The sequence below is a fragment of the Arthrobacter sp. 05N429 genome, from assembly GCF_056397045.1.
This window is the reverse complement of the sequence record NZ_JBFTMQ010000003.1, coordinates 386657-408859: the sequence shown is the minus strand read 5'-3', so window position 1 is coordinate 408859 and position 22203 is coordinate 386657. Positions and strand designations below refer to the sequence as shown.

Annotated in this window: 24 protein-coding genes; 12 read left to right on the top strand and 12 right to left on the bottom strand. The window is 66.3% G+C overall.

Translation table 11 applies throughout. The features are described 5' to 3' along the window. Positions 1 to 18: 18 nt before the first annotated feature. Together AC1DF4_RS08830 and AC1DF4_RS08825 are read left to right on the top strand one after the other, a co-directional pair. A complete protein-coding gene (locus tag AC1DF4_RS08830) occupies positions 19 to 291 on the top strand; it encodes a hypothetical protein (protein WP_476912509.1) in 273 nt (90 codons plus the stop codon). Further along, positions 288 to 584 carry a hypothetical protein gene (locus AC1DF4_RS08825; protein ID WP_476912508.1) on the top strand — a complete coding sequence of 99 codons (297 nt, stop codon included), beginning with the start codon at positions 288 to 290 and terminating at the stop codon, positions 582 to 584. The genes AC1DF4_RS08830 and AC1DF4_RS08825 overlap by 4 nt, the downstream gene beginning before the upstream one ends. Here AC1DF4_RS08825 and AC1DF4_RS08820 read toward each other — a convergent pair. After that, entirely contained in the window at positions 575 to 1897 is a 1323-nt protein-coding gene (locus AC1DF4_RS08820; protein ID WP_476912507.1) for a nicotinate phosphoribosyltransferase, read from the bottom strand. The genes AC1DF4_RS08825 and AC1DF4_RS08820 overlap by 10 nt on opposite strands. A 90-nt stretch (positions 1898 to 1987) precedes the next feature. On the opposite strand from AC1DF4_RS08820, the gene ligD reads away from it, so the two are divergent. Then, entirely contained in the window at positions 1988 to 3010 is a 1023-nt protein-coding gene (gene ligD, locus AC1DF4_RS08815; protein WP_476912506.1) for a non-homologous end-joining DNA ligase, read from the top strand. Positions 3011 to 3020: 10 nt separating this feature from the next. Here ligD and AC1DF4_RS08810 read toward each other — a convergent pair whose 3' ends face one another. Both AC1DF4_RS08810 and AC1DF4_RS08805 read right to left on the bottom strand, forming a co-directional pair. Continuing rightward, the gene (locus AC1DF4_RS08810) at positions 3021 to 3908 is read right to left on the bottom strand and encodes an amidohydrolase family protein (protein ID WP_476912539.1); all 888 of its coding nucleotides are present in this window, start codon (positions 3906 to 3908) and stop codon (positions 3021 to 3023) included. 41 nt (positions 3909 to 3949) lie between these two features. Then, a complete protein-coding gene (locus tag AC1DF4_RS08805; protein ID WP_476912505.1) occupies positions 3950 to 4306 on the bottom strand; it encodes a hypothetical protein in 357 nt (118 codons plus the stop codon). A gap of 150 nt (positions 4307 to 4456) precedes the next feature. Between AC1DF4_RS08805 and AC1DF4_RS08800 the strand changes: the two genes are divergently transcribed. Continuing rightward, complete coding sequence (locus AC1DF4_RS08800; RefSeq protein WP_476912504.1) at positions 4457 to 5740, top strand: class I SAM-dependent methyltransferase; 1284 nt, start codon at positions 4457 to 4459, stop codon at positions 5738 to 5740. Between the two features lie 29 nt (positions 5741 to 5769). On the opposite strand, the gene AC1DF4_RS08795 is transcribed toward AC1DF4_RS08800, so the two are convergent. Then, entirely contained in the window at positions 5770 to 6441 is a 672-nt protein-coding gene (locus AC1DF4_RS08795; RefSeq protein WP_476912503.1) for an alpha/beta hydrolase family protein, read from the bottom strand. Between the two features lie 84 nt (positions 6442 to 6525). Here AC1DF4_RS08795 and AC1DF4_RS08790 point away from each other — a divergent pair, with 84 nt between their 5' ends. Together AC1DF4_RS08790 and AC1DF4_RS08785 are read left to right on the top strand one after the other, a co-directional pair. Then, positions 6526 to 7521 (top strand): pirin family protein, encoded by a 996-nt coding sequence (locus tag AC1DF4_RS08790; protein ID WP_476912502.1) that lies wholly within the window; start codon positions 6526 to 6528, stop codon positions 7519 to 7521. Between the two features lie 25 nt (positions 7522 to 7546). Further along, positions 7547 to 7894, top strand: a complete 348-nt coding sequence (locus tag AC1DF4_RS08785; RefSeq protein WP_476912501.1) for a GNAT family N-acetyltransferase — start codon at positions 7547 to 7549, stop codon at positions 7892 to 7894. A gap of 22 nt (positions 7895 to 7916) precedes the next feature. Here the strand turns inward: AC1DF4_RS08785 and AC1DF4_RS08780 are convergent, their stop codons facing one another. Beyond that, positions 7917 to 8330, bottom strand: coding sequence for a cupredoxin domain-containing protein (locus tag AC1DF4_RS08780; RefSeq protein WP_476912500.1), 414 nt, complete (start codon positions 8328 to 8330; stop codon positions 7917 to 7919). 255 nt (positions 8331 to 8585) lie between these two features. Then, complete coding sequence (locus AC1DF4_RS08775) at positions 8586 to 8888, bottom strand: DUF4193 domain-containing protein (protein ID WP_056426952.1); 303 nt, start codon at positions 8886 to 8888, stop codon at positions 8586 to 8588. 247 nt (positions 8889 to 9135) lie between these two features. On the opposite strand from AC1DF4_RS08775, the gene AC1DF4_RS08770 reads away from it, so the two are divergent. Together AC1DF4_RS08770 and AC1DF4_RS08765 are read left to right on the top strand one after the other, a co-directional pair. After that, positions 9136 to 9405 carry a hypothetical protein gene (locus tag AC1DF4_RS08770; protein ID WP_476912499.1) on the top strand — a complete coding sequence of 90 codons (270 nt, stop codon included), beginning with the start codon at positions 9136 to 9138 and terminating at the stop codon, positions 9403 to 9405. 81 nt (positions 9406 to 9486) lie between these two features. Beyond that, the gene (locus tag AC1DF4_RS08765) at positions 9487 to 10224 is read left to right on the top strand and encodes a response regulator transcription factor (protein ID WP_476912498.1); all 738 of its coding nucleotides are present in this window, start codon (positions 9487 to 9489) and stop codon (positions 10222 to 10224) included. On the opposite strand, the gene AC1DF4_RS08760 is transcribed toward AC1DF4_RS08765, so the two are convergent. The 3 genes from AC1DF4_RS08760 to AC1DF4_RS08750 form a co-directional block, all read right to left on the bottom strand. Continuing rightward, positions 10145 to 11608: a sensor histidine kinase gene (locus tag AC1DF4_RS08760; RefSeq protein ID WP_476912497.1), complete on the bottom strand. Its 1464-nt coding sequence runs from the start codon at positions 11606 to 11608 to the stop codon at positions 10145 to 10147. The two genes, AC1DF4_RS08765 and AC1DF4_RS08760, sit on opposite strands and share 80 nt — an antisense overlap. Positions 11609 to 11843: 235 nt before the next feature. Continuing rightward, on the bottom strand, positions 11844 to 13751 hold the full coding sequence (locus tag AC1DF4_RS08755) for an amylosucrase (protein WP_476912496.1): 1908 nt from the start codon (positions 13749 to 13751) through the stop codon (positions 11844 to 11846). A gap of 20 nt (positions 13752 to 13771) precedes the next feature. Then, positions 13772 to 14275: an HtaA domain-containing protein gene (locus AC1DF4_RS08750; protein WP_476912495.1), complete on the bottom strand. Its 504-nt coding sequence runs from the start codon at positions 14273 to 14275 to the stop codon at positions 13772 to 13774. 182 nt (positions 14276 to 14457) lie between these two features. Between AC1DF4_RS08750 and AC1DF4_RS08745 the strand changes: the two genes are divergently transcribed. Next, a complete protein-coding gene (locus AC1DF4_RS08745) occupies positions 14458 to 15438 on the top strand; it encodes a S1C family serine protease (protein ID WP_476912494.1) in 981 nt (326 codons plus the stop codon). A gap of 513 nt (positions 15439 to 15951) precedes the next feature. Then, entirely contained in the window at positions 15952 to 16914 is a 963-nt protein-coding gene (locus AC1DF4_RS08740; RefSeq protein WP_476912493.1) for an AfsR/SARP family transcriptional regulator, read from the top strand. A gap of 16 nt (positions 16915 to 16930) precedes the next feature. On the opposite strand, the gene AC1DF4_RS08735 is transcribed toward AC1DF4_RS08740, so the two are convergent. The 3 genes from AC1DF4_RS08735 to AC1DF4_RS08725 all read right to left on the bottom strand — a co-directional run bounded on the left by AC1DF4_RS08735 (position 16931) and on the right by AC1DF4_RS08725 (position 19376). Next, positions 16931 to 17548, bottom strand: coding sequence for a dihydrofolate reductase family protein (locus AC1DF4_RS08735; protein ID WP_476912492.1), 618 nt, complete (start codon positions 17546 to 17548; stop codon positions 16931 to 16933). 111 nt (positions 17549 to 17659) lie between these two features. Then, positions 17660 to 18952, bottom strand: coding sequence for a Y-family DNA polymerase (locus tag AC1DF4_RS08730; protein WP_476912491.1), 1293 nt, complete (start codon positions 18950 to 18952; stop codon positions 17660 to 17662). Continuing rightward, the gene (locus AC1DF4_RS08725; RefSeq protein ID WP_476912490.1) at positions 18945 to 19376 is read right to left on the bottom strand and encodes a LexA family protein; all 432 of its coding nucleotides are present in this window, start codon (positions 19374 to 19376) and stop codon (positions 18945 to 18947) included. The genes AC1DF4_RS08730 and AC1DF4_RS08725 overlap by 8 nt, the downstream gene beginning before the upstream one ends. A gap of 1320 nt (positions 19377 to 20696) precedes the next feature. On the opposite strand from AC1DF4_RS08725, the gene AC1DF4_RS08720 reads away from it, so the two are divergent. Beyond that, positions 20697 to 21401, top strand: a complete 705-nt coding sequence (locus AC1DF4_RS08720; RefSeq protein WP_476912489.1) for a class I SAM-dependent methyltransferase — start codon at positions 20697 to 20699, stop codon at positions 21399 to 21401. 57 nt (positions 21402 to 21458) lie between these two features. After that, positions 21459 to 22148: an SDR family NAD(P)-dependent oxidoreductase gene (locus AC1DF4_RS08715; RefSeq protein WP_476912488.1), complete on the top strand. Its 690-nt coding sequence runs from the start codon at positions 21459 to 21461 to the stop codon at positions 22146 to 22148. Positions 22149 to 22203: the final 55 nt, after the last annotated feature.

Sequence of the window (22203 nt, the reverse complement as noted above, 5' to 3'; positions counted from 1 at the left end):
TCACAGGGGATATTTATTATGACCAGCAAACTCGACATCACCGTCGCTGTCGATCTAAGTTCCGAATCCGCACTCGTGTCACCGCAGGGCAAACTCACCGTTCGCAACGTCACAAGCCTGATCGCAGTCGCCCGCAGGGCCGGCTCGTTCGGGTACGGCCTCGACACAGTCGTGGATCTGCGGAAGCTGACTGCCGCTGATCCTCAAGCCGTGGCCATGATCCGCGCTTCGGGCTGGCAGGGGAGCCATCTGCTCGGGGCCGGCAAGGCCGGCCGGGTGCGTGCGGCATGAGGCCCGAAGTGGCTGTCGGGTACGGCTCCCTCGCACATGGCCACGGGGCGGAGCTGATTTTCGATTCCTTCCGCCGTTGGCCCCTGGTGCCCTCCTCGCAGCTGGTGCGGCTCCGCTCGGCGCTGCTGCAGTGCGTCGAGCTGGCCTCACCGGACAAAGGCAGGGACCTGTCGGAGTCGGCCGGAAAGCTGTTGCAGCTCGTCTCCGACGAACTGGAGCGCCGCAATGACATCCCGGGCCCCGCAGTCCTGCCGGCGGGGTTTCGGCGGGCGCGGCGGCTCCCTCACGCATAGACGGTAGGGATGGCAGAGCCGCCCCGCTGCAGCCGGTTCACGACGGAGGGCAGCTCGGCCATGGTCTCAGTGTGCCGGCGCCGGGCCCTCGCCACGGCCTCGGGCCCGGTCCAGCCCGGCAGGAGTTCTCCCTCCCGGATGAACTGCCGCAGCAGCGGCCTGCCGTTGGGTTCCTCCGCCGGCGGGTTGCCAACCCCCAGGACTTCATGAGTGGCTGTGCCCGATCCGTCGAGCCTGCGCACCGCATGCTTCCGGCCGCCGATGTTGATCTTGCCCTTGGAGCTCTTGGCTACCGCAACGAACTCGCCGGCGTCGTTGGTGCGGCTGACCAGTTTGTAGACCATGCCTGCAGTGGGGGCGCCAGAGCCCGTGACCAGCGCCGTGCCGATTCCGTACGCGTCGGCCGGGGCGGCACGGAGGGCAGCGACGGAGTATTCGTCGAGGTCGGACGTGACGACGATCTTCGTGTGGACATTGCCCAGGCTGTCCAGCAGCTCACGGACCCACCGGGCCTGTGCCACCAGGTCACCGGAATCGAGCCGCACCGCGCCCAGCTTGTCCCCGGCGAGTCCGACGGCGGTCCGGACAGCCGCCTCGACGTCGTAGGTGTCCACCAGCAACGTGGTCCCGGGACCCAGCGAGTCCAGCTGCGCCCGGAACGCATCGCGTTCGGTGTCGTGCAGGAGCGTGAAGGAATGCGCCGCCGTGCCGACCGTCCGGAGGCCGAAACGACGGCCGGCTTCCAGGTTCGACGTTGCTTCGAAGCCGGCAATGACGGCGGCGCGGGCGGCCGCCGCGGCAGCCTCCTCCTGGGCCCGGCGTGAACCCATTTCAATGCACGGCCGGCCGCCAGCCGCGCTGACCATCCGGGAGGCGGCCGAGGCAATGGCACTGTCGTGGTTGAGGACGGACAGCACGAAGGTCTCCAGGATGCAGGCTTCGGCGAAGGTGGACTCCACGATCAGGACGGGGGAGTAGGGGAAGTACGCCTCACCCTCCGGATAGCCCCAGACGTCGCCGGAGAACCGGAAGTCCGCGAGGCGGGCCAGCGTCTCGCCATTTACGACGCCAGTCCGGTTCAGGAACTCGAGCTCCGGCGGTCCGAAGCGGAACGCGGCAATGCCTTCCAGCAGCCGGCCGGTTCCGGCCACGATCCCGTACCGTCGTCCCTCCGGCAGTCCGCGGGCAAACGCCTCGAACACTGTCTTCCGCCCGGAAGCCCCGGAATGTAGGGCCGCCTGCAGCATGGTCAGTTCGTAGTGGTCGGTGTAGAGGGACGTAGCGGGGCCGTCCCAGAGCGGCGTGGTGTCCATGATTAACCCTAGGCTCCGTGGCGGCCGGTGGGCGCGATGCCGTCCGCCTGCCTATTCAGTTTGCGTCGGGACTGGGAGTACCTTGTCCCCATGGCCAAGGAAGAAGCGACTGTCACTGTCAGCAGCCCCAGCGGAGACCGGGAAATGAGGATCTCCAGCCCCGGCAGGATCCTGTGGCCGCAGCTCGGGCTCACCAAGCTGGACCTTGCCCGGTACATCGTCGACGTCGGGGACGCTTTCCTGGCGGCGAACGGCGACCGTCCCGTGACGCTCCAGCGCTTCGGCGGCGACGTCGACGGCGAGCAGTTCTTCTCGAAGAACCCGCCCAAGGGCGCCCCGGACTTTGTGCGCTCGGTCATGGTGGTCTACCCCAGCGGCCGCTCGCATCCCCAGCTCGTGATTGACGACGTCGCCGCGGCGGTATGGGCGGTGCAGATGAACACCGTGGTCTTCCATCCCTGGGCGTCGCGGGCCGGCAACCCGGACAACCCCGACCAGCTCAGGATCGACCTGGACCCGCAGCCGGGCACCGGGTTCGAGGACGCGGTTCCGGCGGCGCAGGAACTACGGTCCGTGCTGTCCGAGGCCGGGCTGGAGTCCTTCATCAAGACCTCCGGCAACCGGGGGCTGCATGTGTACTCGCCGATCGAACCCACCCGCGAGTTCCTTGACGTGCGGCATGCCGTGATCGCCGCTGCCCGCGAACTCGAGCGGCGGATGCCGGAGAAAGTCACCACCGCCTGGTGGAAGGAGGAACGGGGTGCGAGGATCTTCGTCGACTTTAACCAGGCGAACCGCGACCGCACCATAGCCGGGGCCTACAGCCCCCGCGCCCTGCCCGGGGCCACTGTCTCCTGCCCGATCGGCTGGGAGGAGCTGGAGCACGTCACCCCAAAGGACTTCACTATCGTCTCGGTGCCGAAGCGGCTGCGGGACACCGGGGACCCGTGGGCCGCCATGCATGCCAATCCGGGCACGATCGACGTCCTGCTCGGGTGGTGGGAGCGGGATCAGGCAGCCGGGCTGGGGGAAATGCCCTTCCCGCCTGACTTCCCGAAGATGCCAGGGGAGCCGATGCGCGTGCAGCCCAGCCGGGCCAAGAACAAGGACTAGTTCCCCGGGACTAAACGTCCAGGAGCCGCTGGCCGTTGAACCAGCAGACCGTGCGCAGCCAGTCGTCGTCGAGGCGGGGCTCCTTGTCCCTCAGGCGTTCCAGGGCCTCCAGCTGGTGGGCGTAGGGGTAGGGAATGTTCGGGAAGTCGCTGCCGAGCACAATCCGTTCCGGCATCCCGGCCAGCCGTGCCAGAAGCTCAGGGGGGAAGGGCGCGGCGGCCTCGAAGAAGTCCGTGAAGACCATCGTGGTGTCCAGGTGGACGCGGGGGTACCGGTCCGCCAGGTCCAGGAACTCGGCGTACTCGGGTGCCCCCAGGTGGGCGACGACGGCGGTCAGCTGAGGATGGCGGCGCATCACGCCTTCGAGTTTGTCCGGGCCGGTGAAGCCAGGCCGCGGCACCGGGCCGCTGCCGACATGGACCACAACGGGAACGCCGGTTTCGGCCAGCAGCCCCCACACCGGGTCGAGGATCGGCTCGCGCAGATCGAATCCGCCCACCTGCGCGTGGATCTTGAACACCCGCGCGCCGCGGTCCAACGCCGACCGCACCTGGTCCAGGACACCCTCTTCGGGGTAGAACGTCGCGCTCGGGACGCAGTCCGGTTCTGTGGCAGCCAGACCGAGGGCGAAGTCGGTGAGGTCCGCCGCCATGCCCGGGCGGTGCGCGTAGGTCAGTGCCGTGAAATGCCGCAAGCCCAGCCGGCGCAGCTGGGCCAGCCGGCTGGCCTCGTCCGAGCGGTACGTGATCGGCCACGGCCGGCCGATCAGCGGACCGGACTCATCGAAGTGCGCCCACACCCGCTGCAGCATCCGTTCCGGAAGGAAATGAGTGTGGATGTCGATCAGCCCCGGAAGTCCAAGCCCTGCCCACCACTGCGGTACGTCAGTGTCCCGCATCGTTTCCACCTGGCCTCCTTCGACGTCGTCGTCAGAGAATCCTACCGCCGCTGGGCGCGGAGGATTCCCCGCACGGTGTACCCGACGGCGCAAACCAGTGGTGCCAGCCCTGCCAGCAGCGCGATGGTGTTGGGCCGGAACGTCACATGCCCGCCGGGGTTGCGGCAGTAGACACCCAGCGGGAGCACGAAGCCCCCGCCCCCGCCGCCGGCCGCGCTGTCCTGTCCGTTGCCGACGACGGCGCTTCCGGCGTCTGAGTTTCCACCTCCGCCAAACCCAAAGGACACCAGGGCCACCGGAACCAGTTCCTCCCCGTCCACTGTGACGGCCGGTCCATAGGCCCGGGACACACCCACGTTTTTGAACGTCTCCGCGAGAGACGAAAGTGCTTCAGTCATGGCTACGACGATAGGCGTGCGGTCCGGGGCAGCGCCAGAGTCCTTGGCCCCGGAACCGCAGGACGTCAGGGCCATACGGCCCCTATTTTCCCGCCGGACGTCGAAATAGATTTGGAACCGGACTATCGCACCGGAAGAGAGGCCATGATCATGACGAAACTGACTGGGGAGGCGCCACGGTTGGCTGAAGTGCTCGCCATCGTGCTGGGCACCGCTGGCGTCCCGCTGCGGATTAGGGCCTGGGACGGATCGGAGGCCGGTCCTGCGGATGCGCCGGTCATCGAGTTCCGGTCGCGTCGGGCTTTGCGCCGGATGTTGTGGTCGCCCGGCCAGCTGGGCCTCAGCCGCGCCTACGTTGCCGGGGACATCGATGCTCCGGGCGATGTCTTCGCCAGCTTCGCCGCCCTCAGTTCTGCCGGCAAGTTCGCCGAACCTGGACCGTTCCGCCGGCCCACGGCGCGTGAACTTGCGACCATCCTCAGGAATGCCGCCCTGCTCGGCGCCCTGGGCCCCAACCCGGCACCTCCTCCGGAGGAGGCAAAGCTCGTCCGGGCGGGCCAGCGGCACACACGGAAGCGGGACGCCGCGGCAATCTCCCACCACTACGACGTCGGCAATGATTTCTACGCGCTGGTGCTTGGCCCGTCCATGGTCTACTCCTGTGCGGTGTGGGAGGACGAACAGACCGGGCTGGAAGCGGCGCAGGACGCCAAAATCGATCTGGTCTGCCGGAAGCTGGGCCTTCAGCCGGGCATGAGGGTGCTGGACGTCGGATGCGGGTGGGGGAGCTTCGCCCTGCACGCGGCCCACAACTACGGGGTCGAGGTCGTGGGCGTGACGCTCTCCGGTGAACAGGCGGGCATGGCGGGAAAACGGGTGGCAGAGGCTGGCCTGACGGATCGGGTGTCCATCCGCGTCCAGGACTACCGCGACGTCGACGACGGGCCGTTCGATGCGATCAGTTCCATCGGCATGTCCGAGCACGTGGGCCGGGAGCAGATGCCCGCCTACGTTGCCAAGCTGTACGGGCTGCTCCGGCCCGGCGGCCGGCTGCTCAACCACGCCATTTCCTGGAATGCGGGGCCCACCGCGCCGGACCCGGACTCGTTCATTCCGCGCTACGTGTTCCCCGACGGCGAGATGCTCGGCCTCGCGGAGATGGTCGGGGCGCTCGAGACCGGCGGGCTGGAAGTGCTCGACGTCGAGGCCCTGCGCCGGCACTACGCACTCACCCTCCGGGCCTGGGTGCGGAACCTCGAGGAACACTGGAGCGAAGCCGTGGAACTGGCCGGGGAAGGGCGGGCCCGGGTTTGGCGGCTCTACATGGCCGCCAGCGCCCTGGGCTTCGAATCCGGTATGACCGGTGTCAACCAGATCCTGGTGCAGCGGTCCGGCGGCGCCGAACCGCCGTTGCGCCGGACCAGCTGGACCTGAGGCGGCTCGGGTCTGACTCCGCGGAGGCCTCAGCCGGGACCGTGCGCTGCAATGAAGGCCGCCGCGGACCCGGCCAGCGAGGCTCCAACTTCCTCCGCGGTGCGCTTGGTTCCGGCGACGTCGAAAGTGTGGCCGCCGCCGTCGCGCCACTGCAACGTTGCCGTGGGGCCGATGCGGGCCACCACGGACTCCAGCAGCTCGGGCGTGGCGAACGGATCGCGTGTGCCCTGCAGGAAGAGCATGGGCAGCGTCAGCCCGTAGAGGTGTTCGTCGCGGAGCTTCTCCGGCTTGCCCGGGGGATGGAGGGGGTAGCCCAGGTAGATAAGTCCGGCCGCCGGCATCCCCTCGACGACCGCCATGGAGGCCATGCGTCCGCCGAAGGATTTGCCCGCGGCCCAGAGCGGCTCGCCCCCGGACCGGGCCGTGGCCTCCGCCATGGCCGCGCGCCACGCCGCTATGGCGGCGGGAGGCCTGTCGGGGAACTTCCGGCCGGCCTCCCGGTAGGGGAAGTTGAAGCGGAGCGTTGCGACGCCCAGTTCATTGACGGCGCGGGTGAATCCGGCCAGGAAAGGGTGTTCCATACCGGCTCCGGCACCGTGGGCGACCACCAGCGTGGCGGACGGTTTCTCGGGGCGGGCATAGACGCCCGATACGGTGGATTCGCCGACGGCGATCGTGACAGGCGACTCGGGGATGCTCATGAGTCCATCATGACGCCTGCAGTGCGTGCGGGTGCTGCGGAAACGGTCACCCGCGGCTGCGGTCGATACAGCTACGCTGGTGCCATGAGCAATACCGAGGTGGCCCCTCAGGAGATCCTTTGCGAAACGGAGGACGACGGCTCCGGCGTCGAAATCCTGGTTCCCCGCCAGGTCCCGCTGGGCGGGCCGCGGGCGATGGACGTCAGAAGGACCCTGCCGCAGCGCCAGCGGAGCCTCATCGGCGCCTGGTGCTTCCTGGACCATTACGGCCCGGACCGGATCGGCGAGTCCGGCGGCATGCACGTGCCGCGGCACCCGCACACCGGGCTGCAGACGGTCAGCTGGCTCTTCACCGGGGAGATCGAGCACCGGGACTCGGCCGGCTTCCTCGCGGCCGTGCGGCCCGGCGAAGTCAACCTCATGACCGCCGGGCGCGGCATCAGCCACTCGGAATTTTCCACTCCGGAGACCGACGTGCTGCACGGGGCGCAGTTGTGGGTGGCGTTGCCGGACAGGGCACGCCACATGGAGCCGACCTTTGAGCACTACCGTCCCGAGCCACTGACGGGGCCGGGCTGGACCCTGCGCGTTTTCCTGGGATCCCTGGCCGGCGCCTCCTCGCCGGTCACCACCCACACGCCGCTGCTCGGCGCCGAGGTCCTGCTCGAGGCGGGCGCCACGCTGGATCTGGTCACGGATCCGTCCTTTGAGCACGGACTGCTGGTTGACACCGGAACCCTCGAAGTCGATGGCCGCCCGGTCGCGCGGGACCACCTCGCGTATCTGCCGGCGGGGCGCACGTCCGTGGCCTTGGCGGCCGGCGTCGAGCCCCTGCGCGTACTCCTGATCGGAGGCGAACCCCTGGGCGAGAAGATCGTCATGTGGTGGAACTTTGTGGGACGCAGCCATGAGGAAATTGTCGACTACCGGGCCCAATGGCAGGCGGAAATCGGTGCCGAGGATGTGCCAGCCGCTGGGACGGACAACGCGCGGCCGCGCTTCGGGGAGTTCCCCCCTGGGGAACCGGCGCCTCTGCCGGCGCCTGCGCTCCCGAACGCCCGGCTTCGCCCCCGCGAATGATCCCTCCCACTGAGAAACGAGAAATGTGCTAACCACCATCACCATCCGCAACAACCCCGACCGGCTGCGCTACGAGGTTCTTGACGGCGACACGGTCATCGGCCAGGCGGCCTACATCGACCACGGCGGCACCCACCGGATTTTCTACCACACGGTCATTGACGGGGAGTTCAACGGCCAAGGGTTCGCCGGCCGGCTCGCGGCGCACGCGCTCCAGGACACGGCCGCCGCCGGCCTGAAGATTGTCCCCGTATGCCCGTACATCAAGAAGTACCTCAAAAGCCACACGCAGTACGCGGCCAGTGTCCAGGTCGTCACACCGGCATTGCTCGGAGTTCTCAACAGCGCGTTGGCGCAACGCGCCCGGCGCTGAGCCTCCAGTAGGACCCTGACGCTTATTTCACGGTCAGTGTGCCGTGCATTTGCGGATGGTAGATGCAGTGGAAGGTGTAAGTTCCGGGCTGCGTTGGTGCGGTAAAAGTACCTGAACCGCCGTTGCCCTTGACGTCCACATTGAAGGCCGAGCCGTCGTCGGCGCTCACGGTGTGGGGGGCGCTGTCCTGGTTCGTCACGGCCACCGTCGCCCCGGGGGACACGGTAAGCGGTGCCCCAAATCCAAAGCCCTTAATGGTGATGGCCGGGGCGCCCGCTGTGACGCCGGGACCGGTTTGGGCCGCCGTCGACGCCGGGGCCGGGCTTCCGCCACCGGCGGCGCAACCTCCCAACCCGGCCAATGCCGGGAGTAGCAACGCGGCCAGCATGGGAGCAAGCCAGCGGCCGGGGCCTTTGCCGGTATCCACGGTTTTCACGGCGCACCATCCTCTTGCGCTGCGGAGTGACTGGAGGAGCCACTACCTCCATTGTCCGCCTGCCGCCGGGAAATGACACCGGGCAACTGGCTGACAACCCAGGCCGCGGTCCAGGGCCGGAAGCCCGTTCACGTTGCAGCCGGGCGTCCGTATCCTGAACCTGGTCGTTGGGCTCCGGCCACCACTCCGACGGCCCCGGCACCGGTCCTGCCGGTGCCGGGGCCGTCGATGAGGAGCTGTTCAGCCGGCCGGCTGCTAGCTCATGCAGTCAGCGCAGTACGAGTGGCCGGCCTTCTCACGCGCCAGCTGCGAGCGGTGCCGGACCAGGAAGCACGAGTAGCACGTGAACTCGTCTTCCTTCTGCGGAATGACGGTGACCGTCAGTTCCTCGCCGGACAGGTCGGCGCCCGGCAGTTCCACGCCTTCGGAGGTGTCAGCCTCGTCAAGCTCACGGGTGACGCTGCGGGCGTCCGGCGCGTTCGCGGAGCGAAGGGCCTCTAGCGAGGCGTTGCGTGATTCCGCAACGTCGGATCGGACTTCGTCATAGTCGGTTGCCACCTGGTTGATTCTCGATTCCGTTGGTCTGGGTTTCCCGGGATTGAACGGTACAGCATCCACCCGTTAATTTGCTGGGTGTAAGGGGACTGTGGGCAGTGACCCTCATGACACCGGCGCGGTAGGGGAGAAAGCTGAGGCCGTGCCCCGCCCCCCGGCACGTGTTCGATGATCGTTGCGCGGAGTTAATGTGCCGTTCATGGCGTGATCCTAAGCTGGACCCTTAGTCACCGTCCGCCGGAAGGGATCCATGATGGCCGATATCGCTGCAGTGCTCGGACGGCTCACGCCGGAAGAATTCGACGGCTTGCGGGCCCTCGGCCCCGCGGGGCATCTGCCCAGACACCTGACAGAGGCGCTGGACCGCGCGGCCGGAGGTCCGGGGGCGGGACGCGGGTACTACGTTCCCACCGGCAGCGTGAGTTCCACGGGGGGACCCCACTTTGTCCTGCGCAGCGACGTCTCCGGCTGGTTGTTCGGTCCTCCTGCCCAGGTTTCGCGGAGCACCGGGGACGTTTAGGACCCTCCCGCCGCACTCTCCTCCCGGCGCCCCACCGAGGCGCCGGAGGCGCATACTGTGTTTGAGGAGAGGAGTCCTGCGATGAGGATTCTGATGGTGGAGGATGAACGGCGCCTCGCCGATACAGTCCGCCGCGGACTCGTGAATGAAGGGTTCGTGGTGGATGTGGCCCACGACGGCGTCACCGGCCTGTCGTCCGCGAGCGAATCCGCCTACGACACAATCCTGCTGGACCTGATGTTGCCGCTCATGAACGGTTACGACGTGCTCAAGGAGCTCCGCCGCCGCGGAATCTGGACCCCGGTGCTGATGCTTACTGCGAAGGACGGCGAATACGACCAGACGGACGCCTTTGACCTTGGCGCCGACGACTACCTGACCAAACCCTTCAGTTTCCTGGTGCTGGTGGCCCGGATCCGCGCGCTGATCCGACGCGGGGCGCCGGAGCGGCCCGTGGTGCTGACTCTGGGGACCCTGTCGATCGACCCGGTCACCCGACGCGTCCGGCGTGGCGGATCGGATATCCCGCTGACTGCCCGGGAGTTCGGGCTGCTCCACTATCTGATGCGCCGGCACGATGAGGTTGTGTCGAAGGCGGAGATCCTCGACAACGTCTGGGATTCGGCCTTCGAGGGCGGGGACAACGTCGTAGAGGTCTACATCGGTTACCTGCGGCGCAAAATCGACGCCCCCTTCGGTGTCCGCAGCCTGGTTACCGTGCGGGGGATGGGTTACCAGCTCAGCTCCGACCAGCTTCCTGAACCGTTGCAAGTTCCGCCCCCGCATCCGGAGCCTCCCGCTCGAGCACGGGAAAAGTAATTTCGAAACGGCATTCACCGGCGGGGCCTTCGGCTGCCCGGATGGTGCCTTGGTGGGCGGACATGATCCCGGCAGCAATCGCCAGGCCCAGGCCGCTTCCACCGCCTTCCCGGGACCTGCTCTCGTCGAGCCGGACGAACCGCTCAAAAATCCGGGTGCGCTCCGCCTCGGGTACGGGCACGCCGTCGTTATCGACCGTGATCACGGCGCCGGCTTCCGTTGTGCGCAGGACGACGCGGATCCGGGACAGCGCGTGCCGCTCTGCGTTGTCGAGGACGTTCCGCAGGACCTGGCCGATGCGCCGGGCGTCGCCATGGATCCGGACCGGGGTGAGGTCGGCGGAGACCTGATGCCGGCTCTCCGAGCGCAGCCGCCGGATTTCCTGGTCAACAACGTCATCCAGGTCCACTTCGGCATCCTCTATCGCCAGCCCCCCGTCGTTCGCCTTGGCGAGGGTGAGCAGGTCGTCCACCAGATAGCGCATGCGGTCGGTTTCGCCGGCGAGAACGTCCTTCATTTGGGTCCACATCGCTCCGGAAGGATCCGCTGCGGCGATCTCGACCCCGGCGCTCAAGGTGGCCAGCGGGCTGCGCAGCTCGTGGCTCGCGTCAGAGACGAAGCGGCGCTGTTCGCGGTCCGATGCTTGGAGCCGCTCCAGCATCATGTTCATGGTCAGTGCCAGTGCCTCGAGTTCGTCGTCGGTGCGCGGAACGTCGACGCGGCCATCGAGGTGGTCGGCGTTGATCCGGGCAACCTGGCCGCGGATCCTTTCGACCTGCTTCAGCGAACGGCCCACCAGCAGCCACACTGAGACGGCAACGATGGCCAGCAACAGAGGCGTAGCCGCCAGCAGAAACCAGGCCACGGTGACCACAGTGTCAGACTGGACCTGCACCGAGGAGGCCACCACCACTGTGTAGGGCTCGTTAGCGACCACTACACCGGCTGCGACCACATGGAAGTCATCATTGTTGCCGATGTTCGGAAGGCTGGAGACATCCTGTGCCTGGGTCTGCCCCGGCGGGGGACGCAGCCCGGTCAAGGGCACTTGTGCGGCCTTGGAATCGGAGGCGGCAGCCACCTGCCCGGAAGGGTCGATGATTTGGACGTACTGGCCGGCGTAGCCCGTCAGCCGGATATATTCAGCCGCATCGTCGACTTCATGGTCAGCCAGCTCAACGATCACGTTTTGTGCCTTCCGAAGGGAAGATGTGTCGATCGAGGCCGTAAGGGTGCTCTGCAGCAGCGCGATCCAGATGACGCCGCCGACCAGCAGGGCAACGGCCACGACGGCGACCGCGGCCGCCGTCGATCGCTTGCGCAATCCCCAGCTGGCCCGGCGGCGGTACCGGCCGGACGGGGTAGTGGACGTGAGCTTGTCCATGTTTCAAGAATGCGGCACCTGCGGTCCCCGGACAACCGCCGCAGGACACTTTTCCGGCCCAGGATCCGGCGGGGGCCTTCTCAGCGTCCTCTCAGGTGGCTTAAGGCACAGTTGGACCAAGACGAAGTCCAGAACAGACTACCGGCCGCACTCTCTCCTCAACCAGTGTGCGGCCGGTCATTTTTTTGCGTTTTGACGCCCAGGGGTGCCGTTCCTGCCCGCCGGGTGCGGGGCATCAGGACATTGGCGTTACCCTAAGCCAGACGAACTCCTGGGGTTCGAGCGCGATGCCGTGTTCAAGGTCCACCGCGGCTCCGGTCAGGATATCGAGGGCGTCGACGGCGAAACCGGAGAGCGTGGCCGCCGCCACTGTTTGGGCCAGGTCACTGAAGTTGGCCAGCGCCAGGATCCGGGTTCCGTCCCCCGGCCGCTGGTAGCCGAGGACGCCTGCGTTCTTTGTTGCGAAATCCAGCAAGCGCGTGCCGGCCAGTTCCGGCGTGCGGGAGCGGACGGCGATCATGTTCCGGAGCCCGGCGAACACTGCGCCCTCCGGTGTGGAGGTGTCATGGCGCCGGGCATACCGGGCGGCCGGGAAGTGCGGCCTGTTTACCCAACGGCTGTCCGTGCCGTGGCCGTCCTCAAGGGCGAAGTCGTAGTCGTTGACCTGCCCCACCTCGTCGCCAAGGTAGAGCAGCGGGATTCCGCCGGTGCTGAACGCGACCGAGTGGGCCAGCAGGATGCGGTCCACCGCCTGGCCGGTGCCGCCCTCCAGCCCGCAGAGGGACGCCGTCGTCCCGGAAATGCGGCAGTCGCCTGTCCGGGGGTTGTCCTGGAACGGGACGCCCCGGGCAAAGCTGCCCGGGAAGCGGTTGACGTAGAAGGAGTTCAGGAACCTCCGGTGGTCGAAGCCGTTGATGCCCAGCTCAGCGGCGTCCTCGTCCGCAAACGTCCAGCCGATGTCGTCGTGGCTCCGGACGTAGTTCACCCAGGACGTTGCCTCCGGAATGTTGTGCCGCCGCTCCAGCGCCTGGGCCAGCAGGGAGACGTCACGGGTGGCCATGGCTTCCCAGATGAGCGCCATCTGCAGCGGGTTATAGGAGAGCTGGCATTCTCCCGGGTCGATGTACTGCGCCACCTCGTCCGGGTGCACGATCGCCTCGGACTTGAACAAAAGCGATGGTGCCGCGATCCGGCACACGGCGTTGAAGGCACGCAGCAGCAGGTGCGCTTCCGGCAGGTTCTCGCAGGGTGTTCCGAGCTGCTTCCAAATGAAGGCGACAGCGTCCATCCGCAGGATGTCCACGCCGAGGTTGGCCAGGAAGAGCATCTCGCCCGCCATAGCCCGGAACACCTCAGGGTTGGAGTAGTTCAGATCCCATTGGAAGGTGTGGAACGTCGCCCAGACCCAGCGCCCGTCCGGCATCGGAACAAACGAGCCCGGATGGTCATCCGGGAAGATCTCGCGCACCTGTTCCTCAAACGCGTCCGGCATGGTCCGGTCGGGATAGATCCAGTAGTAGTTGCTGTAGTCGGGATCCCCGGCGGAGGCATTACGCGCCCACTCGTGTTCATCGGACGTGTGGTTGAAGATGAAGTCCACCACCAGGCTGATGCCGTTGGCCCGGAGCTCGGCGGCAAGGGCGCGCAACTGCTCCATGGTGCCGAGGCTTGGGTTGACTTCGCGGTAGCTGGAGACGGCATAGCCGCCGTCGGAGTGCGGCTCGGGCGCCAGGAACAAAGGCATCAGGTGAAGGTACGTGAGGCCGAGTTCCTTGAAGTACGGGATCCGGTCGCGGACACCGTCCAGGTCCCCGGCGTACCGGTCGACGTAGCAGACTCCGCCGAGCATCTCGTTGGACAGGAACCAGCCGCTGTATTGGCCGCGGACGACGTCGAGGGACTTTAGCTCCGCCGGCCGCTCGGCCCACGATTGTGCGGCCTGCTGCACCAGGGCAGTCAGCTGGTCCGCCCAGTCCGCGCGGGTGCCGTAGAGATCGTGGAACAGCCGCGCCAGTTCGGGGAGGTGGGCGTCCAGGCGGCCCCGGAAATCAGCCGCGTCCCTGTCTCCGGGCCTGGGTCCCGTCCCCGGGCCCGGGAGCGCGCGCTGGCGGGCTGTTTCGACGGCGTCGGCGATGTCGACCATGGAGGTTCTCCTTTGTCGGTCTAGCTGGCGACCCGGATGAAGAGCGGATCCATCGGCTGCCCGGCCGCATACTGGCCGTCGAAGAGTTCAGACCCTTCGGGAGAAATAACGACGTCGACGTGCTCCCAGACCAGGGACCCGTCGGCGTCGCGCGGTTTCGCAGGGCTAAGGAAGCCGACGGCGGTACGGTCCTGGCCGCCGCCGTCGCCGGTGCTGATGGACAGTACGCCGCTGCCGGAGGTGAAGGTGATCCAGGGGTCCAGCAGCCGGACCAGGAGCATGCCATGGTGCCCGGCCAGCCGGACGTCCCCCCGGAAGCGCAACACGCCGGTGCCGCTCGCGGCGTCGTAGTCGGACGAATCGGGGCTGAAGCAGAACAGCGACGATCCGGACACGGTAGCCCCGGCGGTCGCCGAAACCGACCCGTCCGGCAGGCTGGCGATGTAGTCGATGAAGCTGCGCTTGATGCCCCAGCTCAGCCCCGGCGGAGGCAGCGGATCGGGCGCGGTGTTCGCTGGGTTCACGTACGTTCTCCTGTGGCTGTGAGGCTGGTCTCTCCTGAGCCTATCGGCGGATTGCCCGCCAGATGAACTGGCGCCCGGTTGGCGTGACATCCGGAGTACTTCTCTGAGGGCGTAGGCGGCGCCGGACTACCTCCGGGGGGCCGGTGGTTGACTTAGATAAGTACCAGCTCTGGAGGTGCACTGTGGCCACTGCGATCAGCCGGGTCCCCGGACCCGAGGCGTCCGGGGACCCTCTCGATTCTTACTCCGCGACGGTCATCCGTGTGGCCGCCGCCGTAACCCCGCATGTGGCCGCCCTCGAAGTGGGCGGCACCGGCCGGCACGGCCGCTTCCGCACGGGCGCCGGATCAGCAGTTTTGTTCACCTCCGACGGGTACCTCCTGACCAACGCCCACGTGGTGGCCGGCGCCCAGCGGGGCAGCGCGGAGTACTCCGACGGGACACGCACAGCCGTGGACGTGGTCGGCTCTGATCCTCTCTCGGACCTCGCTGTGGTGCACGGGAAGGCCCCGACTGCCGCACCGGCGGATCTCGGCGATGCGGAGTCGCTCAAGGTGGGACAGTTGGTCATCGCGGTCGGGAACCCACTGGGACTCTCCGGGTCCGTGACCGCCGGCGTGGTCAGCGGACTGGGCCGTTCCATCCCCGTCTGGTCCGGCCGTAACCGCCGCATGATCGAGGACGTCATCCAGACTGACGCTGCCCTCAACCCGGGAAGCTCCGGTGGGGCGCTCGCGGACGCGCGGGGCAGGATCGTCGGTATCAACACGGCGGTGGCCGGGGCAGGGCTGGGACTGGCGGTTCCCGTCAACGCCACGTCCAGGCGGATCATTGCTGCCCTCCTGAAGGACGGCCGCGTCCGGCGTGCCTATCTCGGCCTGGTCAACACCCCTGTCCGGCTGCAGCCAAGCGCTGTGGTCAGAACCGGACGCCGCGAAGGTCTGCTGGTGGTGGAAGTTCTGGCCGGCTCACCCGCCGAGCGGGCCGGACTCCGGCCCGGCGATGTGCTCCTCAGCGTCGGCGAAAAGGCAGTTTCCAATGCCGAGAGTCTTCAAAGGCTGCTGTTTGCTGAGGCGATAGGCATGCCCCTGGAGTTGTCGGTGCTGCGCGACGGCGCTGAAACCAAGGTGACCGCCGTTCCCGAGGAGATGTCCGAGGAATGATGGATCCTCAATGCAGTCCGAAATTTCAATAGGGATGCGGCTGGGAGATAATTCCGCGCGCAGGCGGGGTGAGCGGTCATTTGGTCGCGGCCGGAAATATCCAGAAATAGGCGCAGCGGCTGAATTTTCGGTCAGGTGCGGCAGGGCGGCTCACGCACCCACTCGCGGGGGATGATTCCGGACTGCAACTGGCCTGCTGCCCCTCTGCAGCGATGCCGCCGTTCCCTGTTCCTGGGTCCGCCAGAGTGTGGATTCGCATACCTGACGAAGTCGGGCCGACTGGACATGGCGATACTTGCCACGGGTTCCGAGTACTCACATTGTTTTCGGGCGGTACTTGGTGGCGCTCGACGGTGTACTCGACTTTCCTCACGGTAAAGGAACGGGTAGCTTCATTGCTTGTTGTGCCCCGTTTTGCGTGTCACCGTTTCCCTAGAAAGTCGGACGGAAATGAGTCTCAGCACGTAGTTCCAATAATTCTTTCCGGCTCTCCGAATATGGATTAAGTTCTAAATGGGGAAATCGGAGATCAATGTGGACAATTTGGGCGTAAACGCGCCGGCAATTTCGGTCCGGCTATTCGGAACCTTCGAAATCCGGAGAAATGGCGCCGTACTCACGGCCGCGGACATGGGCGGCTGCAAGCCCCGACACATCCTGGAAATTCTCTTGCTGAATCTGGGGACCCCTGTCTCCAAGACACGCCTCGTGGAGATCCTGTGGGGACCACGGGCCAGCAGCGGCGCCGTCGCAAATCTGGAGAGCTATGTCAGTGGTATCCGCAGGGCGATCCAGCCGGGCAACACCAAGACGGGCCCACTGCGCACAGCGAACGGCGGCTACGTACTGGATCCGCAGCTGGTGGAGCTGGACCTGTCGGAGTTCCAACAGCTGGTCCATGCGGCCCGGCAGGCCGCTCCGGCCGAGGCCCACCAGCTGGCCCTGCAGGCCCTGGAACTCGCCGATGAGCCGCTGCTGGGCTTTGAGCTCGTGGCCGATTGGGCAGAAGATGCACGGACGCGGCATGCTGCCGAGAAGGTTGCCGCCCAGATTCTCGCCGCCGAGACCGCCGCTTTCCTCGACAAGCCACAGCTGGCCATTTCGCTCGCACAGGCGGCCATCCAGTCCGAACCGCTCAACGAACGTGCCTGGACCGTTCTTGTCTCGGGATATGAACAGGCCGGACTTCCCGTCGAAGGGCTGTCAGCCTACGAACGCTGCCGCCGGCTGTTCGACCGCGACCTGGGCTGCGCCCCGGGTCCGGCCTTGCAGGCTGCCCATTTGAGGCTGCTGCGGCAGCGCGCCGAGGGAAACACCGAGCTCTCGGAAGTCCTGGCGGCCCTGCTTTACCTGGGGGAACGGCTGCATGGCCCCAAGCGCACGCAGTTTGCCGCCGAGGAATCCCGGCGCATGCACGAGAATGCCGGCAGGGTCCTAGATTCCTTCCTTCAGCAGGCGCTTGCCGCCGCCGTCTGACTGGGCGTGCCTGGCCCTACTGGTCGCCGACGGACATATCGCCGACGCCGGGCGTGCCATCGGCGAGCGCGTAGCGCTGGAGCACCGCACCTATCGGTGAAGCGACCACCGGCTCGATGAGTCTGAGGTTTGTCGGGACCACCCCGTCGGCGAAGACCTTCTTTCCACTGCCGAGGAGGATCGGATAGACCCAGAGCGTGAGCCGGTCGAAGAGCCGCTCGGCGAGCAGGGTTTGTACGAAGTTGAGACTGCCGATGACGTGGATGTTGGTGTGCCGGTCGCGCAGTTCGCGAACGGCGGCGACGACCTCGGGGCCTAGCAGTGTGGAGCCGGCCCACTCGAGGTCCGGTGTCTGGCGTGAGGCCACGTATTTCGGGAGCCGGTTGAACAGCCGCGCGATGTCCCCGTCGGCGTGCGGCCAGTACGCGGCGAAGATGTCGTAGGTCCGGCGTCCCAGCAGCAATGCGTCCATCCCCGCCATTCCGGAGTCGATCTGCTCGCCGACCACCTTGTCTAAGAGCGGCGCCTGCCAGCCGCCGAACGCGAAACCGTTGTCAGGGTCCTCGTCCGGCCCGCCTGGCGCCTGCGCGACGCCGTCGAGCGTCGTGAACAGGTCGATATGGATAAGTCCCATGCCGTGCTCCTTCTGTGCCGCCCGTCGTCGCCCGGCGACGGAATCACTTCGAGGCTGACATACGTGCCCGGTATGAAGCAACGGGGTTTTCGACGCTGTCTTCGGAGGCAGTCACGCGGCTTTGACGACGGGGAGCTCGGCCCAGTGCGTCGTGTAGCGCGGAGACAGCATGTCGCGTCTCATGCTCCAATCAGGTCCGCCCCGGATTCCGGCGTAGCCCAGGCCGATCGACCCCCGCCCGTACCTTCGGCTGACCTTCTCCAGCAGCGGGCCGATGCCGCGTTCCTCGTGCGGATTCTCGAACATCGCCAGGGGCGCCTGGTTGCCGGTAGGGCGCAGATCGGTGACCATGATTCCCGCGCGGACGTACTTGACGCCGTCGTCAATCCGGGGGAGCAGGGCGTAGGCTGCCCTCGCCAGGAGGACGGGGTCGGCAGTGGGCATCGGCAACGGCACGCATACGGAGGGGTTCGAGCTGCTATCCGGGTTGTAGTACGACGTGGCGGCGAACGCCGTCAGCACCTTGGCCTGCAGCCCGTGGCGCGCCAGCCGGGCGCTGGCCTGCTGGCCGTAGACGCCGAGGACCTGGCGCAGTCCGGCGCCGGTGGTGATCGGGGCCGCGAAGGACCGGCTGAAGATGAGCTGGTCGCGGCCGGTTCGTTCCTCTTCCAGCGGGATGCACGGAGTCCCGTTGAGTTCCAGGACGGTCCGCATCAGCACCACCGAAAAGCGGTCCCTGATCCTGATGGGGTCCGCACGCGCGAGGTCCAGCACAGTGTGGATTCCCTGTGCGTTCAGCCGTTTGGTCAGCCGCGCGGCCACACCCCAGAGTTCGACCACGGACAGAGCCGCCATGAGCTTCTCGCGCTGGGCGGCGGGGACAGCGTCCCAGTGGCAGACGCCGTCGAACGCCGGATTGTGTTTCGCCCACTTGTTGGCGAGTTTCGCCAGGGTCTTGGTGCCGGCGATCCCGACGCAGACGGGGACGCCGACGTTCCGGCGCACCGCCGATTTCATGGTGTGGCCGAGGCACTGCAGTTCCTCCGGGCTGCCGTTGACGCCGAGGAAGGCCTCGTCGATGCTGTAAACCTCCAGCCAAGCGGAGTAGCGGCCGAGGAGCTCCATGACGCGGGCGCTGATGTCGCCGTAGAGCTCGTAGTTGCTGGAGCGCGCCACGAGCCCCCATTCCTTCGCCCGGGGGGCGAGCTTGAACCAGGGCTCTCCGAGGGGGATCCCGAGGGCCTTCGCTTCGGGGGAGCGGGTGACAGCACAACCGTCGTTGTTGGAGAGCACCACGAGCGGACGTCCCTCCAGGGAGGGGTCGAAAGCGCGTTCGGCGCTGGCGTAGAAGCAGTTCACGTCAACCAGGGCGATGCTGCCCCGGCCGGTCGCAGCACTAGACATGGTGCAGGCAGCGGGTAGCGACGCCCCAGACGACAAGGTCCGCCAGCGCCGGAACCCTGATGTCCGGGTAGCGGGGGTTGTCGGCCTGCAGCACTACACCCGAGGCCGTGATCCGCAGCCTCTTGACCGTGAGCTCGCCGTCAAGGACCGCGACGACGACGCAGCCGTCGCGGGGCTCGAGCGCGCGGTTTACGATCAGCTCGTCGCCGTCGCTGATCCCGGCGCCCTCCATGGAGTCCCCGGACACCCTGACGACGTAGGTGCTGGTGATGTCCTTGATGAGGTGTTCGTTGAGGTCGATGCGGCCGTCAAAGTAGTCCTGGGCCGGAGAAGGGTAGCCTGCGGCCACCGGCACTGGCGAGATCAGGACGGACAGAAGAGAAGTGCCCGCGTCTATCACGCGGGGCCCAATGATTACGCCCACAACACACCTTTATTCGAATATATGTTCGATACATCCAGTGTAGCCCCGGGCGCTGACAATGAGCAGACCATGGATCCGGTCTGCCGAGCGTGGGCCAGCCGCGGGCAGCTGGGCGCCTGGTGTGGGGGACTCCCGCAGCGTCGCCGCGGCGGCCAGGACTGCGGCGGCGCCCTTAGTCCAGGGCCGGCCGTTGCGGCCTGAGGATCTGCAGGTACTAAACAGAACGTTGAAGGGGCAGAAATTTGATGGCCCGATCAGTAGGGTGACTACATGGATGAAACGCCGCGATTCCGTTCACCGCAATGGTGGCCTTGGGCCGTCGCGATCCTCCTCTTGATCACCGTGAACATTACGCTTCTGGGGTATAAACGGGGCGAGTGCGTCGACTACACAATCGAGTCTGGCGCTACGAGCATGTGTACTAGCGGCCCCGCGCTCAGCATGGATGGCACGTGGATTTTGTCGGCGGTGAGCGTGGTCGCCGTCGTCTACTTCGCGGGGCGCCTCGTGCATGCAGTTAGAGCCCGCAGGGACTAACCGGACACGGACAAGGTAACGAACACGCTGAAATAGCGCGGGCCCACATCAAAGCCGAACGATGCCGGGCTAAACCGTTCGGCTGCGCAGGTTTGTCCCAATAAGAAAGTAATGAGCGCCGCTACCTCCGTGCGCGCCGGAGCTGAGCGGGTGGACATGGCCCAAACTTGAAGGGCCATTCGTTCAAAAGCTACTCCGCAAGTTACCGATATTCTTTGCCCGTCAGGGGTTCGAATACTGCCGCTCTGGTGGCCTGGTCCCAAGGAGCACGAGAGAGATCGCTGCGATCAGAGCCATGAGCCCTCCGGCGATGAGTCCAAGCATCACGCCTGGGGGCGTGTACGCCAGCACGTTCAGAGCGATAAACGCTGACAAGAAGATGGCAACTACTCTCTCCACTGCGGAGGGGAAGATCCATACCTGCGCGAACACGGACAAGAGCAGCAAGATGCGAAGTCCCGCAGTCAGCGCGAACGAGGTTCTACGAGTCATCTCTGCCTCCTGTCGCTGCTTGGCTGCCGGGAAAAGTCACTGCCGTCCCATCACATTACCGACGCCTTGGCCCTGATACACCAGCTCTATCTGTGTTTTGGCCCCGCGTTCAGCAACCCTTCGGTGAGTCAACCATGCCAAATTCATGTTTGTCGCTGGATGCCGCTTTCGGCGAGCGAGAGATATTCGTCAAAGAGGAAATTCACCGACAGTTCCATGGGAGGGCGCCTCTTGCTTGCTAGGGTCAAGCCTGTTGTCCGGCCCGTGAGAATCCGCCTGAAGGGAAAAGACATGAAATCCGACCATTATGACGATTTCGCCGGGAACTACTCGGCTGAAAATGAGGCCAGCCTCCTCAACGCCTACTACGAGCGGCCGGCGATGATAGGCCTTGCCGGCGACGTGTCAGGTCGCCGGGTCCTGGACGCAGGGTGCGGCTCCGGGCCCCTGTCCGCGGCGCTGAGCGCCAAGGGCGCGATCATGACCGGCTTCGATTCCAGTCCTGCGATGCTGGAATTGGCAAGACAGCGTTTGGGCACGGCCGCGGACCTGCACGTGGCCGACCTCAGCAAGCCGCTGCCTTTCGCCGATGGTTCCTTCGACGACGTCGTCTCGTCCTTGGTGCTGCACTATCTGGAAGACTGGTCGGCGCCTCTCGCCGAACTGCGGCGCGTGCTGAAGCCGGGCGGTCGCCTGATCCTGTCGGTCAACCACCCCACGGTCAGCGTGGTCAACTATCCAACCGAGGACTACTTCGCCATCCGCCAGTACTCGGAAGATTACGAGTTCGATGGCGAGCCTGCGGTCCTGACCTTCTGGCACCGGCCCCTTCATGCGATGATCAGCGCCTTCACGTCGACGGGATACCGCGTAGCCGCCGTGAGCGAACCAGAGCCATCTCCAGACACACCGCACGACCTCCTTCCGCCGCGCATCCTCAACGGCGAGAGGACAGCGTTCCTGTCCTTCATCTTCTTCGTCCTCGAAGCAAACTGAGTCCACACTCGAACCGCCAACGAACGAAGTGCCCCGCAATGCGGCTAGCCTGAGCGGATGAAGAAGCTGGTTGTCGTTACAGGCGCTAACCGAGGTCTGGGGCTCGCCTTGGTGAAGGAGTTTGCGGAGTCCGGCTGGAGCGTCGTCGCCGTCGCGCGGTCACCCCGGCCCCCGAACACGGGCGCCTACCCGCGGGACGTCGTAACAGTCCGGCAGGATGTTCGATCGGACATTGCTGCAGAACTTCTCGAAATCCTGGACGGCCGCCCTGTCGACTTACTGATCAATAACGCGGCGCAGGGGGCACCCCATGATGACCTCGGGTCGATTCCCCCAGAGGGCATCTTGAACGCAGTTGATGTCAACGTTGCCGGTCCGCTTCGCCTGGTGCAGTTCCTGTTGCCGAACCTGTTGTCGGCCCCCGATCCGATCATCATCAACATGACTTCCCGGCTGGGATCCCTTGCTGCCCAGGCCAATGGTGACTTCTCACATCTGTCGACGAGTTATGCCTACAAAATCTCCAAAGCCGCGCAGAACATGCTGACCGTCTCGTTGGCTCAGGACCTGCAGGGCCGCGTTCGCTGCTGGGCAGTTCACCCGGGCAAACTCGCGACTGACATGGGACAGCCTGGCGCTTCCAAAGATCCACGCAGCGCCGCCCGCCAACTCCGCGAGCTGGTCGATTCAGCTGTCCGGACTTCGCCCCGCTTCTGTTCCCTCGGTGAACAGGACCTGCCCTGGTAGTACCGGGGAGGTACTCGAATGCGCAAGATCGTCCTTATGATGTCGGTCTCCTTGG

Bases quoted from the DNA above. Each gene is read 5' to 3' on its own strand.
- AC1DF4_RS08830 (WP_476912509.1), top strand. From the start codon at position 19: ATGACCAGCAAACTCGACATCACCGTCGCTGTCGATCTAAGTTCCGAA.
- AC1DF4_RS08825 (WP_476912508.1), top strand. From the start codon at position 288: ATGAGGCCCGAAGTGGCTGTCGGGTACGGCTCCCTCGCACATGGCCAC.
- AC1DF4_RS08820 (WP_476912507.1), bottom strand. From the start codon at position 1,897: ATGGACACCACGCCGCTCTGGGACGGCCCCGCTACGTCCCTCTACACC.
- ligD (WP_476912506.1), top strand. From the start codon at position 1,988: ATGGCCAAGGAAGAAGCGACTGTCACTGTCAGCAGCCCCAGCGGAGAC.
- AC1DF4_RS08810 (WP_476912539.1), bottom strand. From the start codon at position 3,908: ATGCGGGACACTGACGTACCGCAGTGGTGGGCAGGGCTTGGACTTCCG.
- AC1DF4_RS08805 (WP_476912505.1), bottom strand. From the start codon at position 4,306: ATGACTGAAGCACTTTCGTCTCTCGCGGAGACGTTCAAAAACGTGGGT.
- AC1DF4_RS08800 (WP_476912504.1), top strand. From the start codon at position 4,457: ATGACGAAACTGACTGGGGAGGCGCCACGGTTGGCTGAAGTGCTCGCC.
- AC1DF4_RS08795 (WP_476912503.1), bottom strand. From the start codon at position 6,441: ATGAGCATCCCCGAGTCGCCTGTCACGATCGCCGTCGGCGAATCCACC.
- AC1DF4_RS08790 (WP_476912502.1), top strand. From the start codon at position 6,526: ATGAGCAATACCGAGGTGGCCCCTCAGGAGATCCTTTGCGAAACGGAG.
- AC1DF4_RS08770 (WP_476912499.1), top strand. From the start codon at position 9,136: ATGATGGCCGATATCGCTGCAGTGCTCGGACGGCTCACGCCGGAAGAA.
- AC1DF4_RS08765 (WP_476912498.1), top strand. From the start codon at position 9,487: ATGAGGATTCTGATGGTGGAGGATGAACGGCGCCTCGCCGATACAGTC.
- AC1DF4_RS08760 (WP_476912497.1), bottom strand. From the start codon at position 11,608: ATGGACAAGCTCACGTCCACTACCCCGTCCGGCCGGTACCGCCGCCGG.
- AC1DF4_RS08755 (WP_476912496.1), bottom strand. From the start codon at position 13,751: ATGGTCGACATCGCCGACGCCGTCGAAACAGCCCGCCAGCGCGCGCTC.
- AC1DF4_RS08740 (WP_476912493.1), top strand. From the start codon at position 15,952: ATGGGGAAATCGGAGATCAATGTGGACAATTTGGGCGTAAACGCGCCG.
- AC1DF4_RS08735 (WP_476912492.1), bottom strand. From the start codon at position 17,548: ATGGGACTTATCCATATCGACCTGTTCACGACGCTCGACGGCGTCGCG.
- AC1DF4_RS08730 (WP_476912491.1), bottom strand. From the start codon at position 18,952: ATGTCTAGTGCTGCGACCGGCCGGGGCAGCATCGCCCTGGTTGACGTG.
- AC1DF4_RS08720 (WP_476912489.1), top strand. From the start codon at position 20,697: ATGAAATCCGACCATTATGACGATTTCGCCGGGAACTACTCGGCTGAA.
- AC1DF4_RS08715 (WP_476912488.1), top strand. From the start codon at position 21,459: ATGAAGAAGCTGGTTGTCGTTACAGGCGCTAACCGAGGTCTGGGGCTC.